Raw genomic sequence first — 21,013 nt, 5'->3', positions numbered from 1 at the left:
GCATAGTTGACTTCGACGATCCTCGGGCTGCGTCCGAGTTTCCGACAAAGAAAAACCCCGCCGGATCGCTCCGGCGGGGTTTTGTTTCGGGCCTGTGCGAAAGGGCGATTAGCTGCCCTGCTTCTTCAGCGCGGCGCCCAGGATGTCGCCCAGCGAGGCGCCGGAGTCGGTCGAGCCGTACTGGGCGACCGCTTCCTTCTCCTCGGCGATTTCCAGCGCCTTGATCGAGACCTGCAGCTTGCGGGTCTTCTTGTCGAAGGCGATGACGCGGGCGTCGACCTTCTGGCCGACGGTGAAGCGCTCGGGGCGCTGCTCGTCGCGGTCACGGGAAAGGTCGGAGCGCTTGATGAAGGTCTCGATGCCGCTTTCCACCAGCCGCACTTCCAGACCGCCATCCTTGACGCCGATGACCTCACAGGTGACGACGGCGTTCTTGCGCAGCTCGCCTGAAGTCGCCGCTTCGCCAACCGTGTCGCGGGCCAGCTGCTTGATGCCGAGCGAGATGCGCTCCTTCTCGATGTCGACGTCGAGCACCTGCGCCTTGACCATGTCGCCGCGATTGTACTCCTCGATCACCTGCTCGCCCGGACGGGTCCAGTCGAGGTCGGAAAGGTGCACCATGCCGTCCACGTCGCCTTCCAGGCCGATGAACAGGCCGAACTCGGTCTTGTTCTTGACCTCGCCCTCGACCTGGCTGCCGACCGGATGGCTGCGAGCGAAAGCCTCCCACGGGTTCTCCAGCGTCTGCTTGAGACCGAGCGAGATGCGGCGCTTGGCCGGATCGACTTCGAGCACCACGACATCGACTTCCTGCGTCGTCGACAGGATCTTGCCGGGATGCACGTTCTTCTTGGTCCACGACATTTCCGAAACGTGGATGAGGCCTTCGATGCCCGGCTCCAGCTCGACGAACGCGCCGTAGTCGGTGATGTTGGTGACGGTGCCCTTGATCTTCTTGCCGATCGGGAACTTGGTGCCGATCTCCGACCAAGGATCGCTCTCGAGCTGCTTCATGCCGAGCGAGATACGGTGCGTTTCCTGGTTGATGCGGATGATCTGCACCTTGACCGTCTGGCCGATGTTGAGGATCTCGGTCGGATGGTTGACGCGGCGCCATGCCATGTCGGTGACATGCAGCAGGCCGTCGATGCCGCCGAGGTCGACGAACGCACCGTAGTCGGTGATGTTCTTGACCACGCCTTCGACAACCTGTCCCTCTTCGAGGTTCTGCACGATTTCCGAACGCTGTTCGGCGCGGCTCTCCTCGAGCACGGTGCGGCGCGACACCACGATGTTGCCGCGGCGGCGATCCATCTTGAGGATCTCGAAAGGCTGCGGGTTGTGCATCAGCGGCGAGACGTCGCGGATCGGGCGGATGTCGACCTGGCTGCGCGGCAGGAACGCCACCGCGCCGTCGAGGTCGACGGTAAAGCCACCCTTGACCTGGTTGAAGATGACGCCTTCGACGCGCTCACCCTTGGTGAACTTCTCTTCGAGACGCACCCAGCTCTCTTCGCGGCGAGCCTTCTCGCGCGACAGCATGGCTTCGCCAAGCGCGTTCTCGATACGCTCGACATAGACTTCGACCGTGTCGCCGACCTTGAGGGTGGATTCCTTTCCCTTGGCGCCGAATTCCTTCAGCGGCACGCGGCCTTCGACCTTGAGGCCGACGTCGATGATGGCCATGTCCTTTTCGATCGCGGTGATCGTGCCCCGGACAACCTGGCCCTCGCCGGAATGGCCGGCGGTGAATGATTCTTCGAGCATGCTCGCGAAATCATCGCGAGAGGGATTTGCTACAGACATTGTTTCTCCTGGAATGCCCCGCATCTTTTTAGCGGAGCGTGCGCCGTGGGTTAGCGTTGCGTTGGCCTGCCGGCGTTCCGGGCAAAGAGCCCTTGGCCGCTTAAGGCGGCAAGTCCGGCGCATGAAGAATGCTGGCAGGCTGGTTCGTGCCCGATATGGGTATTTTCTTCGCCTCCAGCAACGGAAGCACGAGGAAAAACCCGGATCAGGCCTTGTTTCCCTTGGACAGCACGTCGTCGATGACAGCTCTGGCCGCGAGAAACGCGGCTTCTATAGCCATTTCGCTGGTATCAAGCAAGTGCGCGTCGGGGGCAGGCTTCAAGGGCGAGTCGGCGCGGCCCATGTCACGCTCGTCGCGGCGCCGGATATCGGCGAGGATTTCGGTGAAATCAGCCGTGCCGCCGATGCTCTCGATCTCGGCCAGCCGGCGTCTTGCCCGCACTTCGGCGCTCGCGGTCACATAGAGTTTGATGTCGGCATCGGGGCACACCACGGTGCCGATGTCGCGACCGTCGAGCACGGCGCCCGGGGGGGATTTGGCAAACTCGCGCTGTTTCTCCACCAGGATGCGCCGCACGGTCGGAAACACCGCGACCTTCGAGGCCGCTTCGCCAACAGCATGCGCCGACAAGACGGCCCGGTCGAGCTTCGCCAGGTCAACCTGACGTGCTGCCGTTTCGGCCGCCGAGACATTGTCGAGCGGCAAGCCAAGCCGCAGCAAGGCATGGGCGACGGCACGGTAGGTGAGGCCGGTGTCGAGCAGGTTCAGTCGGTAGTGATCGGCCAGACGCCGGGCGAGGGTGCCCTTGCCGGCTCCGGCCGGACCGTCGATGGCGATGGTGAAGACGTGTGTCATTGGCAGGCCAGCATACCTGAAACCGAACAGCGTAGCGGTCCGGAGAGAGCTTGCGATCCGTCGCGCCCCCCTCTGTCCTGCCGGACATCTCCCCCACAAGGGGGGAGATTGGCAGTTCCGACGCCTCGCTCACTTCTGCAACGCGGGCGATTTGCGAAGGCCGCTGTGACGGCTGATCTCCCCCCTCGTGGGGGAGATGTCCGGCAGGACAGAGGGGGGCGCTGTCCTGCCGGCATTTCAGTTTGGCCCCAACCCATCAACTCTCACCCGATCTCCGCCCCAAGCCCCGTCATCAGGCTCATGAACTCCGGGAAACTTGTCGCGATCATGTTGGCGTCGTCGATGGTCACCGGCTTCTCGGTCGCCAGCCCCATGATCAGGAAGCTCATGGCGATGCGGTGGTCGAGATGCGTCTGCACGGTCGTGTCCGGGCCATTGGGATGGCCGCCGAGCCCCTTGCCGCCGGGCTTTCCGCGCACCGCGAGCGATGCCTCACCCTCTGTGCAGTCGACGCCGTTGAGCTTGAGCCCATTGGCGACCGCCGACAGCCGGTCGGATTCCTTTACCCTGAGTTCCTCCAGCCCCTGCATCAGCGTCTCGCCCTCGGCGAAGCTGGCGGCAACCGCCAGCACCGGATATTCGTCGATCATCGACGGCGCCCGTTCGGCCGGCACGGTGACGCCCTTGAGTTCGGAATAACGCACGCGCAGGTCCGCGACATCCTCACCGCCGGCATTGCGCGGGTTCAAGATCTCGATCTGGCCGCCCATCTCCTGCAAAGTCAAAAGCAGCCCGGTGCGGGTCGGGTTCATCAGCACGTTTTCGATCACGATGTCGGAACCCGGCACGATCAGCGCGGCCACCAGCGGGAAGCCGGCCGAGGATGGGTCGCCCGGCACGGCGATCGTCTGGCCGGTGAGCTTGCCCTGGCCCTCGATGAAGATATGGCGCACGCCGCGCTCGTCGGTCTCGACCGACAAATTGGCGCCAAAGCCTTGCAGCATCTTTTCGGTGTGGTCGCGCGTCATGACAGGCTCGATGACGGTGGTGATGCCCGGCGTGTTGAGGCCGGCGAGAAGCACCGCCGATTTCACCTGCGCGGAGGCCATCGGCACGCGATAGGTGATCGGGGCGGCATGCTTTGGCCCATGCAGCGTGATCGGCATGCGGTCGCCGGGCGTTGCCTTCAGCACCTGCACGCCCATCTGGCGCAGCGGCTCCAGCACGCGGCCCATCGGCCGGCCTGACAAGGAAGCATCGCCGATGAAGGTCGTTTCCATGTCATAGGTGCCGACCAGCCCCATGGTCAGCCGCGAGCCGGTACCGGCATTGCCGAAGTCGAGCGGCCCTTCCGGCTGCAGCAGCGCGCCGTTGCCGGTGCCGCGGATCACCCATTCGTCGCCGCGCTTCTCGATATGCGCGCCCATCGCCTTCATGGCGGCACCGGTGCGCATCACGTCCTCGCCTTCGAGCAGGCCGGTGATGCGGGTCTCGCCGGAGGCGAGCCCGCCGAACATGAAGGAGCGGTGCGAGATCGACTTGTCGCCCGGCACGCGCGCCGTACCGGAAAGCGCTTGACATTTGCGGGCGGTGGCCGGCTTGGAAGCGGCGGCGTGAGACATGGAATTTCCCTGGACGGAATGCCGGCGGGCCGGCGCTTTTCATTTGTTGCGGCGGTCTCGTATCACGGTGGGCCGAAATGGTCATCCCCCATGGTCGTCACTTGACGCTAGGCCTTTCAACGCATGGTTTTGTGACGCCGGCTTTTGGCTTTGACAGCGCTGCAAACAGTGGTTAAGGGGACCACTCTTTTATCGACGAGGCTTGCCGTGGCAAAAACCGAACTTGGCACAAAGCGTATCGACCCTGAAACGGGTCGAAAATTCTACGACCTGAACAAGGACCCGATCGTCTCGCCCTATACCGGCAAGACCTATCCGCGTTCCTATTTCGAGGAAGGCAAGATCGCCGCCCTCGAGGAGGAAGAGGAAGTGGCCGAGAAGGAAGTGGACGCCGAGGACGAGGAGGGCGTAGAAGTCGTCTCGCTCGAAGAGGCTGACGAAGACGTCAAGGGCGACGATCTGCCCGATCTCGGCGACGACGAGGATGATGTCGACCTGGGCGACGACGAGGACGATACGTTCCTCGCCGACGAAGAGGAAGAGGACGACGATGTCGCCGACATGATCGGCGTCGGCGACGACGACGACGAGGTCTGACAAGGCCGGGAACGCAAGCGTTTGCCGGCTTTCGCAGCTTGTGAAGAAAAAGCCGCTGATGAAGGCTTGATATTGACGAAGGGCGGGGTTAGAAGCCGCCTGCACTAACGGCGCGGTCTCCAACCCGCGCCGGATCTCTTCGCCGGAAACGGCGCCGGTTGACTGCCGGAAGTGGGGCCATAGCTCAGTTGGGAGAGCGCTTGAATGGCATTCAAGAGGTCGTCGGTTCGATTCCGATTGGCTCCACCAAACAGTCACTTTTCCAAATTTCGGGGTTGTAGAAACCGGATTCAGCTTCGGAATTGTTGGACATCGCTGCCCGCCGCAGCCTGAAGCGCGCCGCTCAGGCGGTCGACGCGGCGGTTTCGTTCTGGCCGCCCGCTCCACTGATGCTGGGCTGCCTGCCGATTTCGCTGCCGTCGGGCGCGCCGGTGCTTACGCAATATGCGGCCATTGACTAAAACGGTTCCTGTTTGATTCGCTTTGAACGGGACCGTCATGAGCAAAGCCCTCACGTCCTTCGCCCTGGTCGCGGTGCTGACAGCGCTGCTCATGGCCTTGAGCCTGGTGGTGGCCAGGCACGGCTACCCCTACGGTGCGATCGGCGTCAGGCGCCTCGACGGCATTGCCGATGCCGGGATGTTCATACCACTCGCCGCCGTCTATTTCTTCAGCGCGCTGCTGATGATGATCCTGCCGATCAGAGCCGCCAGCATCGTGCTCACCCATGCAGCCGATGCCATCTTCTGGACCGTGATCGTGCTCCTTGCCTCCATCGTAGGCTGTCTCGTCGCCAGATGGGCATTCAGCCAGCGCGACGCCCTATGGGCGCTGCTGAACTGGCGGTTCCTGTTTGCGGCGGCTATCGTCGGTTGCCACTTCGTCATGAACGAGCTTCGCCGCAACGTGCTCTTGCGCAGTCTGTTTTTCGTCGTCTTCGCGGCGGCCACGCTGGCCTGCCTGTTCTGGTCGTTCACGCTCTGAGAGCCGTTTCCATCCACGTCCACAGGTAGGATGCCAGGCCGCGATCGACATGGATGCGCAGCCTGTCCCGGTGGCGGTAGACGATGGCACTGACGCCGGCGAAGGAAAGTGCGGCACTGGCGCTTTCCTTGTTTGGGTCGAGCGTTGATCCGCGCGCGATGAAAGCGTCGATGGCCGAGCCTTTGACCTCGAACACATGAAGTCCAGCGCTGATCGCCGTCACCGCGAAACCTTCCGCGTGCCAACCCGCGGCGATGGCGAGCGGTGTGCTCGACACGACGAGCAGGCGGTCGCGCGCCAGACGCGCCGCATAGCGGTCACCTTGCGCGCTGCCAAAGGCGCCCACGCCGTTGCCGTCCATGCCGGATATCCGCGCCCAGGCGTCGAGATCGCCGCTGACCAGCAATTGGTGAAGGCCGGGGATCGTGCGCGCCTCGAGACCCGGTGCACCGATGGTTGCCGACTGCCAGTCCGGCGCTACCGGCCATTTTTGGGCGAGATCACGCATTGAACCGGTCTCCTGCCGGGTCGAAGGCGCAAGGAGCGGCGATCGTCGCCGTCATCGCCTTGCCGAGATGTTGGATTTCGATCGTTTCGCCGTGGCGGGCCGCACCGCGCTCGATCAGGCCGAGCGCAACCGGCCGGCCAAGCGTAGGGCTCCGGTAGCTCGATGTGACAAAGCCCTGGCTGCGCAGCTTGCCGCCGCTACGCTTGATGCCATGCGCGCCAGTTGGCAGCGGCGCTTCGCCGGACGGGACCGCCAGCCCGACCAGCTGCATGCGGTCGCCGCGCGAAGCCTCTTCGGTGAACAGCGAGCGGCGGCCGACGAATTCGGTCTGGCGCTTTGCCCGCGGGGCCTCGACGCCAAGGTCATGCGGCAGCGTGGTGCCGTCGGTGTCCTTGCCGATCACGATGAAGCCTTTCTCGGCGCGCAGGATCATCAGCGCCTCGAGGCCGATGACAACCGCATCGAACGCCTGCCCGGCGTCGCGCAGGCGCGCCCACAAAGGCTCGGCGCGATCGGCCCGGATGGAGATCTCGTAGCTTCTGTCGCCGGTGAAGCTGACGCGGGTGATGCGCACCTCGTCGCCGTCATAGCTGCCCTGGCCGACCGCCATGTGCGGCAGCTCGCCATCGTCGAGCGAAAGGCCGAGATCAACCGTTTCGAGCAGTTTCCGGGCGTTCGGTCCCGAAACGGTCAGGGTCGCCATTTCCGCGGTGGCGTTGTGGATGTAGACCGCGCCGCGCCCGAACCGGTCCTGGCGCCACTCCTCCAGCCGCGCATGCACGGCGGCCACGTGCGAGGACGAGCACGACACGACGAAGCGATGCTCGTCCAGCCGCAGCAGCACGCCGTCGTCGAAGACCACGCCGTTCTCGGACAACATGAAGCCGTAGCGGCAGCGGCCCGGCTTCAGTGTCGACATCGTGTTGTAATAGACGAAATCGACGAACGCGGCCGCCTTGGGTCCGATCACCTCGATCTTGCCCAGCGTCGAGCCATCGAACAATGCGACGGACTGGCGGGCGCGGCGGGCCTCGTCCTGGATCGAGCGATCCGCATCGCCGCCGCCGCCGTAGTGGGCCGGGCGCAGCCAGCCGCCATACTCCTGGAACACGGCGCCGCTGGCACGATGCACGCTCTCCAGCGGCAGCCGCCGCACCGGCGCCATCAGTTCGCCGCTGCGCGCGCCGGCGAAGCTCGCCAGCGGAACCGGCGTGAACGGCGGACGATAGGTCGTGGTGCCGACTTCCGGCACCGTGCGGCCGGTGATCCCGGCCATCAGCGCCAGGCCCGGCAGGTTGGAGGTCTTGCCCTGGTCGGTCGCCATGCCGAGCGTCGTGTAGCGCTTCAGATGTTCGACCGAGACGAAATTTTCGCGCGCCGCCAGCTCTATGTCCTTCACCGTCACGTCGTTCTGGTAATCGATCCAGATGCGTCCCTTCGAACCCGGCGTTGGCCATGCCGCTACTATCCCGCTGGTCGCCTCCGTTCCGCTGCTGCGCGGCACTGCTGCCTTCGTCGGGCCGAGCGACGCGACGGCTTTCTGCGAACCGGCGAATACCTCCGACAACGAAACCGCGCCGGCGGCAGCTCCGGCCACCGCTATGGCCTCGACCGGGTCGCCCGGCAGGAAGGCCGCGCGCGCCTCGCTCCAGGCGAGCTTGCCCTTGGCCTGGCCGAAGAGATGGATGGTCGGTGTCCAGCCGCCCGACACCAGCACGCAATCGGCATCGAGCCTGGTGCCGTCGTCCAGCATCACACCCTCGACGCGCAGCTTGCCGGCCGCGGCGGTGAGCGCGCGGCCCTTGAGCATCCGCACGTTGGCGGGCGCGGCGGGCATACCGTCGCGCCTGATGTCGACAAGCGTGACGTCGGCGCCAGCCTCGGCGGCCGCCTCCGCCACTTCATAGGCGCTGTCATTGTTTGCGGCGACGACGATATGGCGGCCGGCCAGCACCGCATGGCGCCTGAGATAGCTGAGCGCTGCGTCCGCCGAGAGAATGCCCGGCAGGTCATTGTTGGCGAATGGCAGGGGCCGCTCGATGGCGCCCGTCGCCAGCACGATCCGGCGCGGCCTGACCCGCCACAGCGTGTCCGGCCGGCCGTCGAAATGCCGCTGGTTAAGCCCGACCAGATTATGGTCGTAGATACCGAAAGCGGTGGTCGAAGGCAGGACCAGGTGACCGCCGGCGGAAAGCCCCGCAACCGTCTCCTCGACCCAGATGGCGGCCGGTTTGCCGTCGATCTCGCCAACTCGGTGACCGAGCGATCCGCCGGGCTTTTGCTGGTCGTCGACCAGCATGACGGACCGGCCTGCGCCGGCCGCCAGCCTTGCCGCTGCCAGCCCGGCCGGTCCGGCGCCGATCACCAGCACGTCGCAATGGTGGTTGATCTGGTCGGCCCGGCCGGGCGACGTCCAGTCCTTGTCTACCTGACCCAGTCCCGCCATGGCGCGAATGCGTGGCTCGAACATGTGCCAGTCCGGCCACATGAAGGTCTTGTAGTAGAAGGCGGCCGGAATGAAGCGGGAAAAGCGGTCGAGGAAGGCGTTGCGGTCGGCCAGCGCATTGGGTGTCGCGTTGACGCTTTTGGCGACCAGCCCGTCGCGCGCCGGCTCGGTCGTCGCGCGCGTGTTCGGCGTCGTCTGCGGGCCGCTGATATCCACCAGCGCGTTCGGCTCTTCGACGCCCGCGCCCCAGATGCCGCGCGGCCGGTGGTATTTGAAGCTGCGGCCGACGACCGCGACATCGGCGGCCAGCAGCGCGGAGGCGATGGTGTCGCCGGCGAATCCCTGCACGGTGGCGCCGTCGAAGCTGAAGCGGATCGGGCGCGAGCGGTCGATGGCGCTGCCACCCGTGCTAAGGCGCGAGGCGGTCACGCCGCGTGCTCCCCGCCCAGGGCAGCCGAAGACAGCACCTTGTGCGTAACCGTGTCCCGCTCCATGACGAAGAATTCGCCGCAGTTCATATGCACCCATATCTCGCGCGCCGCGCCTTTTGGGTTGGAGCGCAGATAGAGGTAGTTGGCCCAGTGCTCGATCGGCACCTCGGCGCCATCAGGCCTGACATTGCCGGCATCGCCGCCATAGTGGAATTCGGTCTCGTCGCGCGGGCCGCAGAACGGGCAAGGGAAAAGCTGCATGGCAAACCTCAGTCTTCGTCTTTATGCATGTCGTCGCCCTAAGGCCGCTCGGCGCTTTTGCGCGACATGCATCAATGCGCGATGCCGGAACCAGCCGCTTCGTCGATCAGCCGCCCGCTGGCGAAGCGGTCGAGATCGAAGGGGCGGCTGATGTCGTTGTGCCCGCCCGTTGCCAAAAGGTTCGCCAGAAGCGTGCCGCCGGCGGGGATCGCCTTGAAGCCGCCCGTGCCCCAGCCGCAATTGAGGAACAGATTGGGCAGTGGCGATTGACCGATGATCGGCGAGGAGTCCGGCACGACGTCGACGATCCCGGCCCATTGCCGCATCAGCTTCAGCTGGCCGAAGATCGGGAACATTTCCAACAGCCCCGCGATCACCCCCTCCAGCGTCGGCAGGTTACCGCGCTGGGCATAGGAGGGAGTGCGGTCGAGCCCGCCGCCGATGACGATCTCGCCCTTGTCGGACTGGCTGACATAGACGCCCGTGCCGGGCGACAGTACCACCGTGTCGAGGATCGGCTTGACCGGTTCGGTTACGCAGGCCTGCAGCGCATAGGAATTGATCGGCAGCCGAAAGCCGGCCTTGGCCGCCAGCACCGAGGAATGTCCTGCCACGGCCATGCCGATGCGGTCCGCGCGGATGGCGCCACGCGTCGTCTGGACGCCGCGGCAGCGCCCGCCCTCGACGATGAAGTCGGTGATTTCGCAGTTCTGGATGATGTCGACGCCGAGTCGGCTCGCGGCCCGTGCATAACCCCAGGCGACCGCGTCGTGGCGCGCGGTGCCGGCCCGGCTTTGCCAGATGCCGCCGAACACGGGAAAGCGCGCATTGGCCGTGAAATTGTAGATCGGCGCCACCCGGCGCACATCCTGGGGCGAAAACAGCTCCGCATCGATGCCGTTGATCTGCATGGCATTGACTGTGCGTGCCCCGATCTCCATTTCGGCGGTCGAGTGGCACAGGCTGACCATGCCGCGCTGCGACAGCATGACGTTGTAGTTGAGGTCCTTCGACAGTCCCTCATAGAGCCGGTGCGCCAGCCCATAGAGCTCGACGCTCTGCGGATAGTAATAGTTGGAGCGCACCACGGTCGTGTTGCGGCCGGTATTGCCGCTGCCGATCCAGCCCTTTTCCAAAACCGCTACTCTGGCGATGCCGTGATTCTTCGCCAGGTAATAGGCCGTCGCCAGCCCGTGGCCGCCGCCGCCGATGACGACCGCGTCGTAGGACCGCTTCGGCTCGGGCGAGCGCCAGGCCGGCTCCCAGCCGGTCTGGCCGGCGAGGCCTTCCCTGAAGAGCGACAAAGCGGAATAGCGTCTGGTCATGGCGTCTGAAGAGGTTGGGTTCAATGACTGAGGCGTAATGCCATTGTACATATATGTCTAGTTCTTGCCGCGGTGTGAAAGCGGCGGCTGTTGCTAACGGCTGCGCGAAAGCGTTTCCTCGACATAGCGCGAAAAATCCTCGACGTCCTGCGCCGTGGGCTCCTGGCCGGTGAAGCTGCGCAGATAAGACGCGACGTGCGGCAGGCGGCTGCTCATCGGTTCGTCGAGCTCGAGCGAGTAGTAGCCGATCTGCATGAAATAGAGCACGCGGGCGCGCACGAAGGCGTCTTCCTCGTCATAGCCGTGGCGCCTGAACATGTCGCGAATGGCGTCGACGCGCTCCTCGTCGGCCTCGTCGAGAGCCCGCCTGATGGCGGGCGATCGCCGGGCCCACGCCCTGATCGCGAAATCCAGCTGCGGATCGAACAGCTTCTCGTCCACCCAGCACTCGAAGATGCTCATCACCCCGCGGATCACGGTCGCGGAAGGCCGCGCGGCGCGTTCGACGATGAACCTTGTATTGGTCTGCCGCCAATAATCCAGCAATTGGTCGAGCAGGTCCTGGCGGCTCTTGAAGTACCAATAGAAACTGGAACGCGACACATCGAGCTTCTGGCCGAGCGTCTGCACACGGACGCTTTCGACGCCGTCCGAAATCAACGTTTCAAGCGCGAGCTTGAGCCAGTCTTCCCGGGTGACCTTGATGTTGCCGGTGGCGCCGGCGCGCTGGGTTGTCGTGTCGGTGGCTTCCATCGGCACGACGCATGACACGCCGCCCGGGGCAAATCAAGACTATGGACACATATGTACAGACCCGTTTCGCGGTGATTGGAACGATGTGTCGCCGAAGCTGTTGGGCCAAGGGCGATGCCCTGCGGGCAGCAGGTCGCGCGGGGCCGCGAACCGAGAGACTTTGTCGCGGCCGTCCGCGCAAAGCGTGCTTTCCCGCAGAGCAATTGTCTGGCAAATACAAATCACACAGATGCCGCCGCGCGGCGAACCAGCAGGAAAGACACGACATGGCACCGCTTCGACAGAACCTCATCGACGGCGAGTGGGTCGGCGATGCCGGCTCCCGCAACATCAACCCGTCCGATACCGGCGACATCGTCGGCGAATACGCTTCCGCAGGTGTCGAACAGGCGGCACAGGCGATCGCCGCGGCCAAAGCGGCCTTTCCCGCCTGGTCGCGCTCGGGTCTGCTGGTCCGTCACGCGGTGCTGAAGAAGACGTCGGACGAGATCCTGGCGCGCAAGGACGAGATCGGCCGCAACCTTGCGCGCGAGGAAGGCAAGACGCTGGCCGAAGGCATTGGCGAGACCATTCGAGCCGCCCAGATCTTCGATTTCTTCGCCGGTGAGACACTGCGCCTCTCGGGCGAAGTCGTGCCTAGCGTGCGGCCGGGCGTCGGTGTCGAGATCACGCGCGAAGCGGTCGGCGTGGTTGGCATCATCACCCCGTGGAACTTCCCGATCGCCATTCCCGCCTGGAAGATCGCCCCGGCGCTTGCCCACGGCAACACCATCGTCTTCAAGCCGGCGGATCTCGTTCCCGAGAGCGCCTGGACCATCGTCGACATACTGCACCGTGCCGGTCTGCCCAAGGGCGTGCTCAACCTCGTCATGGGCAAGGGCTCGGTGGTCGGCCAGGCGATGCTTGACAGCCCGGACATCAACGCCATCAGCTTCACCGGCTCGGTTGGCACCGGCAAGCGCGTCGCCGCGGCGAGCGTCGAGCACATGCGCAAGTTCCAGCTCGAAATGGGCGGCAAGAACCCGCTGGTGGTGCTCGATGATGCCGACCTCGCTACGGCTGTGGATTGCGCGATCAACGGCGCTTTCTTCTCGACCGGTCAGCGCTGCACGGCTTCGTCCCGGCTGATCGTGACGAACGGCATTCATGACCGTTTCGTCGAAGCGCTCAAGGAACGGATGGACAAACTGGTCGTCGGCGATGCGCTCGACGCGCAGACCCAGATCGGTCCCGTCGTCGATGCGACGCAGCTCAAGCAGGACGAAGACTACATCGCCATCGGCGTCAGGGAAGGCGCCACGCTCGCCTTCGGCGGCGAGCGGCTTGACCGCAAGACGCCGGGCTTCTTCCTGCGGCCGGCGCTGCTGACCGATGCCACCAACGCCATGCGCAGCTCGCGAGAGGAGATTTTCGGACCTGTCGCCAGCGTCATCCGCGTCAAGGACTATGACGAGGCGCTCGCCGTCGCCAACGATACGCCATTCGGGCTGACGTCCGGCATCTGCACGTCCAGCCTCAAGCACGCCACGCATTTCAAGCGCAATTCGGAGGCCGGCATGGTGATGGTCAACCTGCCGACGGCGGGTGTCGATTTCCATGTTCCCTTCGGTGGCCGCAAGGGCTCGAGCTACGGTCCGCGCGAACAGGGCCGATACGCCATGGAATTCTACACCACCGTGAAGACCGCCTACACGTTTGCAGGCTGATCGGGGCGCCGGCTGACCGGGCCGGCGAAGCCTTCGCGTGCACCAAGAGACAAGGCGATGACAGTTCAAGACAAGGATCTGACCTGGCTCAATCCGCCGCCGCATCATTCCATCGACGGCGATGCGGTTCATGTGCGCACCGGCAAGGAGACGGACTTCTGGCGCGAGACCTTTTACGGTTTCTGGCGCGACAACGGCCATTTCCTCTACAAGCGCGTAGAGGGCGATTTCACCGCGGAAGTCACCGTCAACGGACGCTATGAGGTGCTCTACGACCAGGCGGGGCTGATGCTCCGCCTCAGCGAAACGCATTGGATCAAGGCCGGCATCGAATACACCGACGGCGTCATGTATTTTTCGGTCGTCGTCACCAACGATGCCTCGGACTGGTCGTTGGCCACCATTCCGGCCGGTCCGGATGGCGTTGCGATCCGGTTGACCCGCCATGCCGAGACCATCCGCGTCCAGTACCTGGATGTCTCCGACGGTCATTGGAAGCCGGTGCGGCTCGCCTACTTCCCGGTCTCGAAGGCGGTCGATGTCGGCATGATGTGCTGTTCGCCGCAGCGCGAAGGCTTCGAGGTCACCTTCACCGGCTTTTCGGTCGGCCCGCCGATTTCGCGGGACCTGCACGACTGAAGCCCGCGCCAACGCCGACGGGACACAAGTGTCATCGCCTGGACCACGCCAGCCAGCGTGCCGCCAGATGCCTCCACAAAGGGGTGAACCGCGTTCGCCGGTAAGCGTCGCCGGCCATTTTGATGCCTTGCGCCTGTGTCGGGAAGGGATGGATGACGTCGGCCAGCGCGTGCAATCCCATGCCCGACCTGATGGCGAGCGACACCCCGTTGATCATCTCGCCGGCATGGGCGGCGACCACGGTCGCACCGAGGATGCGGTCTGATCCTTCCCTGACATGGATTTTGACGAAACCCTCTTCCTCGCCGTCCATCACCGCGCGGGCGACATCGTGCATCAGCACCGTATAGGTCTTGACCGGAATGCCGTCGCGGCGCGCCTCCACCGGATAGAGGCCGACATGGGCGATTTCCGGATCGGTGTAGGTGCACCACGGAACCACCAATTCGCTCAGCCTCTTGCGCCCGAGAAACAGGGCGTTCTGCACGACCATGCGGGCTGTTGCTTCAGCGGTATGCGTGAATTTGTAGTCGAGGCAGACATCGCCCGCCGCATAGATGCGCGGGTTTGAGGTCCTGAGATAGTCGTCCACCTTGATGCCTTTGGCATCGTGGGCAACCCCCGCCTCGTCGAGGCCAAGACCGTCGACATTGGGCGAGCGGCCTATGCCGGTGATGATCTCGTCGACGGAAATGGTCGTCGTGTCGCCGTCCCGCACCAGGTCGGCGAGCTTCTTGTCGCCTTCCCTGCGCACCGCCACCACTTCGGTGTTCAGTCGGACCTCGACCCCCTCGCGCGCCAGCGCTTCCGAAAGGATCTGCGCGGCGTCGCGTTCCTCGCCGGGCAGGAACATCGGATCGCTCTGCGCCAGGATGACCTTCGCACCGAGCAGGCAGAAGGCCTGCGCTGTCTCGCAGCCAAGCGGCCCGCCGCCGATGACCAGCAGCCGCTTCGGGCAGTCGACAAGGTCGAACATCGTCTCGTTGCTGAGATAGCCAGCCTCGACCAGGCCGGGAATGGATGGAAACTCCGGCCTCGCGCCTGTCGCGATCAGCGCCTTGCGGAAGCGCAGCGTCGTTCCCGCGACGGTCACGCAATCGCTTCCGTCGAACCGGGCTTCGCCGAAATGAACGTCGATGCCCAGCGCAGCAAGCGCCTCTGCGCTGTCGGCATGGCTGATCCGTTGCCGGATGCGCCGCATCCTGGTCATCGCGCGCTGGAAATCGACGCGAAGATGGTCCGGCGCATCGGCTCCGAAATTCTCGGCATCGCGCATGTCGGCATAGAGCCTGGATGTGCGGATGATCGACTTGGACGGGATGCAGCCGGTGTTGATGCACGTGCCGCCGATCAACCCGCGTTCGATCAGCGCCACTTTCGCGCCGAGGCTTGCCGCTTCGCTCGCCGCCGTCAGGCCGGCCGGCCCGGCGCCGACGACGACGAGATTGTATGCTCCGGTGGGCGGCGGGTTTCGCCAATGCGGCGGATGGGCGCCCCTGACCAGCTCGACATCATTGTGGTCGGCCGGAAAACCGGCAGCTTTCGTCCTTTCAAGCGACATCGCGGCCATCCGGGCTTGCCGGCTGCGACAGCCATCCGCCTGTGAACCCCGCCTTGTTCAGGCCGCGGCGGATGTACTGGTTGGAACGCATCAGCTCCCACACCAGGCGCGAGCGGTGGTTCTCGATCATCATCACCACGATGCCTTGGTCGAGGCCGAAATGGCCTTCCGACACCCAGCCGTCGCGGCCAAATTTTCGCCGGTTGGCCAGCGTCGGGTTGAAGCCGCTCGGCAGCCGGAAATTGTCGATCACCTGGGGGTAGCGATCCGCGAGATGGCGCAGCGCCGCCATGCAGATATCAGGCGCAAAAGGCAGCGACGCCGGATAGGACCACGGCGCGATCGTGCCGTCGTCCGGTCCGAAGGGCGCACCGCGCGCGACGTAGCCGGAAAACCGGCGCCGCCGCCGTTGTATGCTGCTGCGAAAGCCGCCCGGTCCGTCCCCGGCCGAAAGCCCCCAGAGGTTTTCTCCGTAGCCGTCATAGCCATGGGGGTTGTGCCGAGCATAGTCGCGGTGGAGGTAGGTCGAGCGGCGGCTGTTTTCGAAATAGTCCGAATTCTTCTCGCGCATGAAAGCATCGCGGATGCCGGCGAAATCGATCCAGGCATGAGAGAACTGGTGCATGAACAACGGACCGCCATAAAGCACGTCGTAGCCGTAGATGTTTTCCCACTGATAGGTCGCCGTCCAGCCCGCGTAGCTGTCGTCGGACGTCGGGCTGTCGGGCGAGGCCATCGACAGGACATAGAGGATCGTCGCCTCATTGTAGCCTTCCCAGCCATAGTGGAGAAAGCCGCTCTTCGGTTTCCAGCCCTGTCGCAACGTCGGACTGCTGCCTTGCGCCCATCGCCAGTCGACGCGCCGGTAGAGCGCCTCGGCCAGCCGGCGGATTTCGGCTTCCTCGTCATCGTCGCCCCGGAAATAAGCGCCCGCCGCGAGAATGCCGGCCATCAGCAATGCCGTATCCACCATCGACAGTTCGCAGCGCCACACCCGAAGTCCGGTGCGAATGTCGAGGAAATGATAGTAAAAACCCTTGTGGCCGGTGACGTCAGCGCCACTGCCTTGCGTGCTGGTCCAGAAGAAACGCAGCGCGGCGAGCGTCAGCTCCACCGCTGCTTCCCGCCCCATCCAGCCGCGCTCGACCCCGATCGGATAGCAGGAGAGCGCAAAGCCTACGACCGCGATGCTGGCCGGTGAATTCGGCCGCGACGTGTCGGCGACCAGCCCGTTTTCGGGGTTCACGTTTTCCAGAAAATAGCCGAAGGCCGCGCGCTGGAAACGATCCAGAAGGTCGTCGTCCGACAGGATGGCAGGCTCGACTTTAAGCAAATGCGGCAAGCTCCGGTCTGGTCGTCGCGATTGCCGGAGAAAGGTGCAGGAATCGCGCGCGGGCCGATCTGTCACGCCTGGTCATGTCTTCGCCCTCATTGTTGCCGTTGCCGGGTTCCGGCTTCGGCCACTGTACGCTTGTCCAGCTCCGTTGGTTGCTTCCTCACGCGCAATTGTAGTGGCTTGCCGCCAGCCGGAAAGCGCCGCACCACATCAGTAGGTGGCGCGGCCGCCGGAGACGTCGAAGACGGCAGCCGTCGTGAACGAACATTCCTCCGAGGCGATCCAGCAAATCAGCGCCGCCACCTCGTCGAGCTCGCCAAAGCGCGCCATCGGTATCTTGGAGAGCATGAAATCGATATGCTCCTGGCTCATCTGCTTGAAGATCGCCGTGCGCACCGCCGCCGGCGTGACGCAGTTCACGGTTATGCCGGTCTTGGCCAGTTCCTTGCCGAGCGATTTGGTCAGGCCGATCACCGCGGCCTTGGATGTGCTGTAGGCGGAAGCGTTGGGATTGCCTTCCTTGCCGGCGATCGAGGCGATGTTGACGATGCGGCCGTATTTGCGCTCCAGCATGTGCGGGACGAGCGCCTTGTTGCAGTAGAAGACACCGTTGATGTTGATGTCGATGACCAGACGCCAGTCCTCCACCGGATAGTCCCAGGCGGTCATGTTGGGACCGGTGATGGCGGCGCTGGTGATCAGGATGTCGACCCCGCCATGCGCCTCGATCGTCGACCGCGCCGCCCGATCCACCGCCGCCGGGTCGGCGACATCGACGGTCTGGCCATGCAGCGCTGGGATCGAAGCCCTGGCCGCTTCGATCTGGGCGGGATCGCGGTCCCAAACCGAAACGCGCCCGCCTTCTTGGATCAGCCTCTGTGCGACGGCGAGGCCGATGCCGGATGCGCCGCCCGTAATCACCGCCGAGCGTCCGGCAAACCGTTCCGCGAAAATCGTCGGCATCTCATTTTCCCCTGTCCTGGCGCAAATCGGCTCCGCTCGGCGAAACCATGTTCGGGGGTGACTGTGAGGTCGCCGCCGGCCAAGTTCAAGCCGGCATGCACCTCGATCGTCTGGGCCAATCCCTGAGGCGCGTTATGCCGGGCTCCCCTCGATCTGCCTGTCCAGCGCTTGCACCAGCGCCAGGCCTATTTGTCCGAGCGGTACAGGAAGAACTGCAGGAACAATTCCCGCTCGGTGGTGATGTCGAGTTTCTCATAGATGCGCCGGCGATGGTTCTTGACCGTGCCGACGGTGATGCCGAGCCGCTCGGCAATGTTGGCGGTCGGATGGCCGGCCAGGATCAGTTGCACGAGCTCCCTTTCCCTGAGCGACAGTTCCGGCCACAGGCTCGCTGGAATTGTGGGCTGCTGGCGCGGCGAGGCGCCGGGGCTGGAGGGCGCCGAACTGCGCGAGAAATCGCTTCCACGCGCCTTGATGTCGAGCGCGTGCAGCGCCTCGAACACCGGCAGCCGCTCAGCCAGCAGGGCGATCTCGCTGTCCTTGAACGCCGTCGTCGAACGATCGAGGAAAATGCCGAGGCACCAGTCGCCGCCATCGGCCAGCATGATGCCGACTTCATCGCATATCTCCGATTGCGCGAGGAAGCCGGCTATGTACTGGCCGCGTTTCGCCTCGTCGTCGGCCAGCCGCTTGAGCGGCATGATGCCCAGCCGGCGCTCGCGCCGCCAGGAAGCGTAGAAGGGGTCGAACACGTAATAATTATCAAGGTAGCGCCGCACCATCTCGTCGGAGAAGCGCCGGTGCTTGACGAATTGCGGCGTCTGCGTCGCCGAATAGCGCGTCACCGTCACCAGGTCATGCGCGATGTCGGCGCCGATCAGGTCGATCAGGCAGTCGACATGCCTGTCGGTGCCGGTGGCGGCGATCGCCATGGCGAGCGGCGCCCAGATGTTGCCCATGCGCATGCCTCTTTTTCGGCGACGAGCTCCCGCCCGTCATTGTGCCTTTAGGCATATGGCGCGATCCGGTCCCGCGAATCTAGCCTGTGGTCATGCTCGGCAAGGGAAGGCGACCCGTGGACCATATCTCTACCAATCCCATCGTCATCGGCATCGACGCCGGCGGCACCATGACCGACACCATCCTTGTCGATCAGGACGGCCGCTTCAAGATCGGCAAGTCGGCAACGACGCCGAAGAACGAGGCCGAGGGGTTCCTCGCCTCGGCCGAGGACGCGGCGGACGCCTGGGGCATCTCGCTCGAGGCCCTGTTTTCGGGCGTCAATGTGGTGCTCTATTCCGGCACCGGCATGCTCAACACGCTGCTGTCGCGCACCGGCAGGAAACTCGGCCTGGTCACCACCAAGGGCCTTGAGGACATGATCCTGATGGGTCGCGGCCTGCAGGCCTGGGCTGACTATTCCTATGCCGACCGGCTGCACGCTGTGACGCATCATCATCCCGATCCGCTGGTGCCGCGCCGCCGCACTCACGGCGTCACCGAGCGCATCGACCAGTTCGGCGACATCATCCTGCCGCTCTACGAACATGAGGTCCGTGCCGCGGCGAAAAAGCTGATCGCCGACAAGGTCGAGGCGGTCTGCATCATGACGATCTTCTCGCATGTCAATCCGGTGCATGAGAAGCGCATCGCCGAGATCTGCCGCGAGGAGATCGCCGCCGCCGGAGCCGACATCCTCGTCTACAGCAGCCATGAGGTGCGCCCGGTCATCCGCGAGCAGTCGCGGCTGAACTCGGTGCTGATCGAGGCCTACGCCACCTCGCGCGGCCGCAAGCAGCTCAAGGGGATCGAGGACGTCTCGAAGAAATACGGCTTCAGATATGGCGTCCAGACGCTGCTCTCCTTCGGCGGCCTCACCTCGATCAATCATCCGCGCCTGCACGAAACCATGATCTCGGGTCCGATCGGCGGCATTCTGGGCGCGGCTTATGTCGGCAAGCTGATCGGCAATGACTCGCTGATCTGCTCCGATATGGGCGGCACCTCCTTCGACATGGGCGTCATCACGCGCGGCCAGACACGGATCGAGAACGAGCCGCTGATGGACCGGTTCAAGCTGAACGTGCCGACGCTGCATCTCGACACGATCGGCGCCGGCGCCGGCATGATCCTCAAGGTCGATCCGCTGACGAAGAAAGTCTCGCTCGGGCCGGAAAGCGCCGGTGCCGATCCCGGCCCGATCTGCTTCGCCAGGGGCGGCACCGAGCCGACCATCGCCGATTGCGACGCCATCCTCGGTCGGCTGAACCCGCATTATTTCCTCGGCGGCAAGGTCGTGCTGCAGGTCGAGAAGGCGCGCAAGGCCTTCGAGGAGAAGTGCTCCCGTCTGCTCGGCGTCGGCGTGGAGGAAGCCGCTGAAGGCATGATCGATATGCTGGAGGCCGACGCCAACAACGCGCTGCGCCGCGTCATCTCCGGCCAGGGGATCCACCCTTCGGAGTTCACATTGCTTTCCTATGGCGGCTCGGGGCCGCTGCATCTGGCCGGCTGCTCCAGGGGCATCGGCTTCAAGGATATCATCACCTTCCAGTTCGCGGCCGCTTTCTCCGCCTTCGGCTGCACCACGGCGGATTTCATGCGCCGGCATTCGGTATCCACCCAGATCGACATCGGCGCGCGGGCGAGTGAGGCCGAGCTGCTGGCCTTCGGTGCCAGAGTGACTGCGGTCTGGGACGATCTCACCAGGGCCGCGGTCGACGAGATGGTGGCCGACGGTCATGCGCTGGACAAGATCAGGACGGTGCCGTTCCTGATGATGCGCTATACCGGCCAGCTCGAGGACGTCGAGGTGATGGCGCCGCTCTCGGCGATCAATTCGGCCGGCGACATGTGCAAGGTCATCGACGAGTTCGAGGCGGTCTACGCCAAGGTCAACCATCGCGTCTCGCGTTATGGCGAAGCCGGCTTCTCGATCACCGAGCTCGGCCTGATCGCCACCGCCGACAAGGTCAAGCCCGTGCTGCTCAAGCGGCCGCTCGGCCCCTCAAACCCCGCATCCGCGCACAAGGGCGTGCGCGAGGCCTATATTGGCGGCCGCTGGCACAAGGCCGATCTCTACGAGATGGATCTTCTGCTGCCGGGGCATGAGGTGACCGGCCCGGCCATCATCGAACACCCCGCCACCACCCTCGTCGTCCATCCGCGGGACCGTGTCTTCGTCGACGAATGGACGCTGCTCCACTACTCCCACGCTTGAGA

18 protein-coding genes and 1 tRNA gene are annotated in these 21,013 nt (G+C 64.6%); 7 read left to right on the top strand and 12 right to left on the bottom strand.

The genetic code is table 11. The annotated features are described in order from the left end of the window. Positions 1-108 precede the first annotated feature (108 nt). From rpsA to aroA, 3 genes are all read right to left on the bottom strand, one after another. Entirely contained in the window at positions 109-1,806 is a 1,698-nt protein-coding gene (rpsA, locus tag LB545_RS16930; RefSeq protein WP_140497246.1) for a 30S ribosomal protein S1, read from the bottom strand. A 205-nt stretch (positions 1,807-2,011) separates the two neighbouring features. Next, positions 2,012-2,662 (bottom strand): (d)CMP kinase, encoded by a 651-nt coding sequence (gene cmk / locus LB545_RS16925; protein WP_140497244.1) that lies wholly within the window; start codon positions 2,660-2,662, stop codon positions 2,012-2,014. Positions 2,663-2,925: 263 nt separating this feature from the next. Next, a complete protein-coding gene (aroA, locus tag LB545_RS16920; RefSeq protein WP_140624910.1) occupies positions 2,926-4,284 on the bottom strand; it encodes a 3-phosphoshikimate 1-carboxyvinyltransferase in 1,359 nt (452 codons plus the stop codon). Between the two features lie 207 nt (positions 4,285-4,491). Between aroA and LB545_RS16915 the strand changes: the two genes are divergently transcribed. The 4 genes from LB545_RS16915 to LB545_RS16900 all read left to right on the top strand — a co-directional run bounded on the left by LB545_RS16915 (position 4,492) and on the right by LB545_RS16900 (position 5,865). Continuing rightward, entirely contained in the window at positions 4,492-4,881 is a 390-nt protein-coding gene (locus tag LB545_RS16915; RefSeq protein WP_140497238.1) for a TIGR02300 family protein, read from the top strand. Positions 4,882-5,054: 173 nt separating this feature from the next. Next, positions 5,055-5,130: transfer RNA gene (locus tag LB545_RS16910), tRNA-Ala, on the top strand. Between the two features lie 56 nt (positions 5,131-5,186). Continuing rightward, the gene (locus LB545_RS16905) at positions 5,187-5,342 is read left to right on the top strand and encodes a hypothetical protein (protein WP_181168359.1); all 156 of its coding nucleotides are present in this window, start codon (positions 5,187-5,189) and stop codon (positions 5,340-5,342) included. A 37-nt stretch (positions 5,343-5,379) separates the two neighbouring features. After that, complete coding sequence (locus tag LB545_RS16900; RefSeq protein WP_140523500.1) at positions 5,380-5,865, top strand: hypothetical protein; 486 nt, start codon at positions 5,380-5,382, stop codon at positions 5,863-5,865. Here LB545_RS16900 and LB545_RS16895 read toward each other — a convergent pair. The 5 genes from LB545_RS16895 to LB545_RS16875 form a co-directional block, all read right to left on the bottom strand. Further along, complete coding sequence (locus LB545_RS16895; protein ID WP_140523503.1) at positions 5,855-6,373, bottom strand: hypothetical protein; 519 nt, start codon at positions 6,371-6,373, stop codon at positions 5,855-5,857. The genes LB545_RS16900 and LB545_RS16895 overlap by 11 nt on opposite strands. After that, positions 6,366-9,248, bottom strand: coding sequence for a sarcosine oxidase subunit alpha family protein (locus LB545_RS16890; protein ID WP_140624909.1), 2,883 nt, complete (start codon positions 9,246-9,248; stop codon positions 6,366-6,368). The genes LB545_RS16895 and LB545_RS16890 overlap by 8 nt, the downstream gene beginning before the upstream one ends. After that, on the bottom strand, positions 9,245-9,511 hold the full coding sequence (locus tag LB545_RS16885; RefSeq protein WP_140512890.1) for a sarcosine oxidase subunit delta: 267 nt from the start codon (positions 9,509-9,511) through the stop codon (positions 9,245-9,247). Before LB545_RS16885 ends, LB545_RS16890 begins: the two co-directional genes overlap by 4 nt. Before the next feature lie 71 nt (positions 9,512-9,582). Further along, positions 9,583-10,836: a sarcosine oxidase subunit beta family protein gene (locus LB545_RS16880; protein ID WP_224705500.1), complete on the bottom strand. Its 1,254-nt coding sequence runs from the start codon at positions 10,834-10,836 to the stop codon at positions 9,583-9,585. Between the two features lie 93 nt (positions 10,837-10,929). Next, the gene (locus LB545_RS16875; RefSeq protein WP_181165292.1) at positions 10,930-11,589 is read right to left on the bottom strand and encodes a TetR/AcrR family transcriptional regulator; all 660 of its coding nucleotides are present in this window, start codon (positions 11,587-11,589) and stop codon (positions 10,930-10,932) included. A 266-nt stretch (positions 11,590-11,855) separates the two neighbouring features. Here LB545_RS16875 and LB545_RS16870 point away from each other — a divergent pair, with 266 nt between their 5' ends. Beyond that, a complete protein-coding gene (locus LB545_RS16870; protein WP_140670758.1) occupies positions 11,856-13,295 on the top strand; it encodes an aldehyde dehydrogenase family protein in 1,440 nt (479 codons plus the stop codon). Between the two features lie 57 nt (positions 13,296-13,352). Next, positions 13,353-13,934 (top strand): DUF1349 domain-containing protein, encoded by a 582-nt coding sequence (locus LB545_RS16865; RefSeq protein ID WP_224705499.1) that lies wholly within the window; start codon positions 13,353-13,355, stop codon positions 13,932-13,934. 31 nt (positions 13,935-13,965) lie between these two features. Here LB545_RS16865 and LB545_RS16860 read toward each other — a convergent pair whose 3' ends face one another. The 4 genes from LB545_RS16860 to LB545_RS16845 all read right to left on the bottom strand — a co-directional run bounded on the left by LB545_RS16860 (position 13,966) and on the right by LB545_RS16845 (position 18,759). Then, on the bottom strand, positions 13,966-15,495 hold the full coding sequence (locus tag LB545_RS16860) for a mercuric reductase (RefSeq protein WP_140564971.1): 1,530 nt from the start codon (positions 15,493-15,495) through the stop codon (positions 13,966-13,968). Next, positions 15,485-16,828: a glucoamylase family protein gene (locus tag LB545_RS16855; protein WP_140580563.1), complete on the bottom strand. Its 1,344-nt coding sequence runs from the start codon at positions 16,826-16,828 to the stop codon at positions 15,485-15,487. The genes LB545_RS16860 and LB545_RS16855 overlap by 11 nt, the downstream gene beginning before the upstream one ends. 213 nt (positions 16,829-17,041) lie before the next feature. Beyond that, a complete protein-coding gene (locus tag LB545_RS16850) occupies positions 17,042-17,794 on the bottom strand; it encodes an SDR family NAD(P)-dependent oxidoreductase (RefSeq protein WP_224705498.1) in 753 nt (250 codons plus the stop codon). A gap of 185 nt (positions 17,795-17,979) precedes the next feature. Continuing rightward, the gene (locus LB545_RS16845; protein WP_224705497.1) at positions 17,980-18,759 is read right to left on the bottom strand and encodes a helix-turn-helix transcriptional regulator; all 780 of its coding nucleotides are present in this window, start codon (positions 18,757-18,759) and stop codon (positions 17,980-17,982) included. A 110-nt stretch (positions 18,760-18,869) separates the two neighbouring features. Here LB545_RS16845 and LB545_RS16840 point away from each other — a divergent pair, with 110 nt between their 5' ends. Beyond that, complete coding sequence (locus LB545_RS16840; RefSeq protein WP_224705496.1) at positions 18,870-21,011, top strand: hydantoinase/oxoprolinase family protein; 2,142 nt, start codon at positions 18,870-18,872, stop codon at positions 21,009-21,011. The last annotated feature ends 2 nt before the right edge of the window (positions 21,012-21,013 follow it).

It is taken from the genome of Mesorhizobium sp. BR1-1-6, assembly GCF_020165355.1.
Lineage (GTDB): Bacteria > Pseudomonadota > Alphaproteobacteria > Rhizobiales > Rhizobiaceae > Mesorhizobium.
This window is presented reverse-complemented; position numbering and strand designations above follow the sequence as displayed.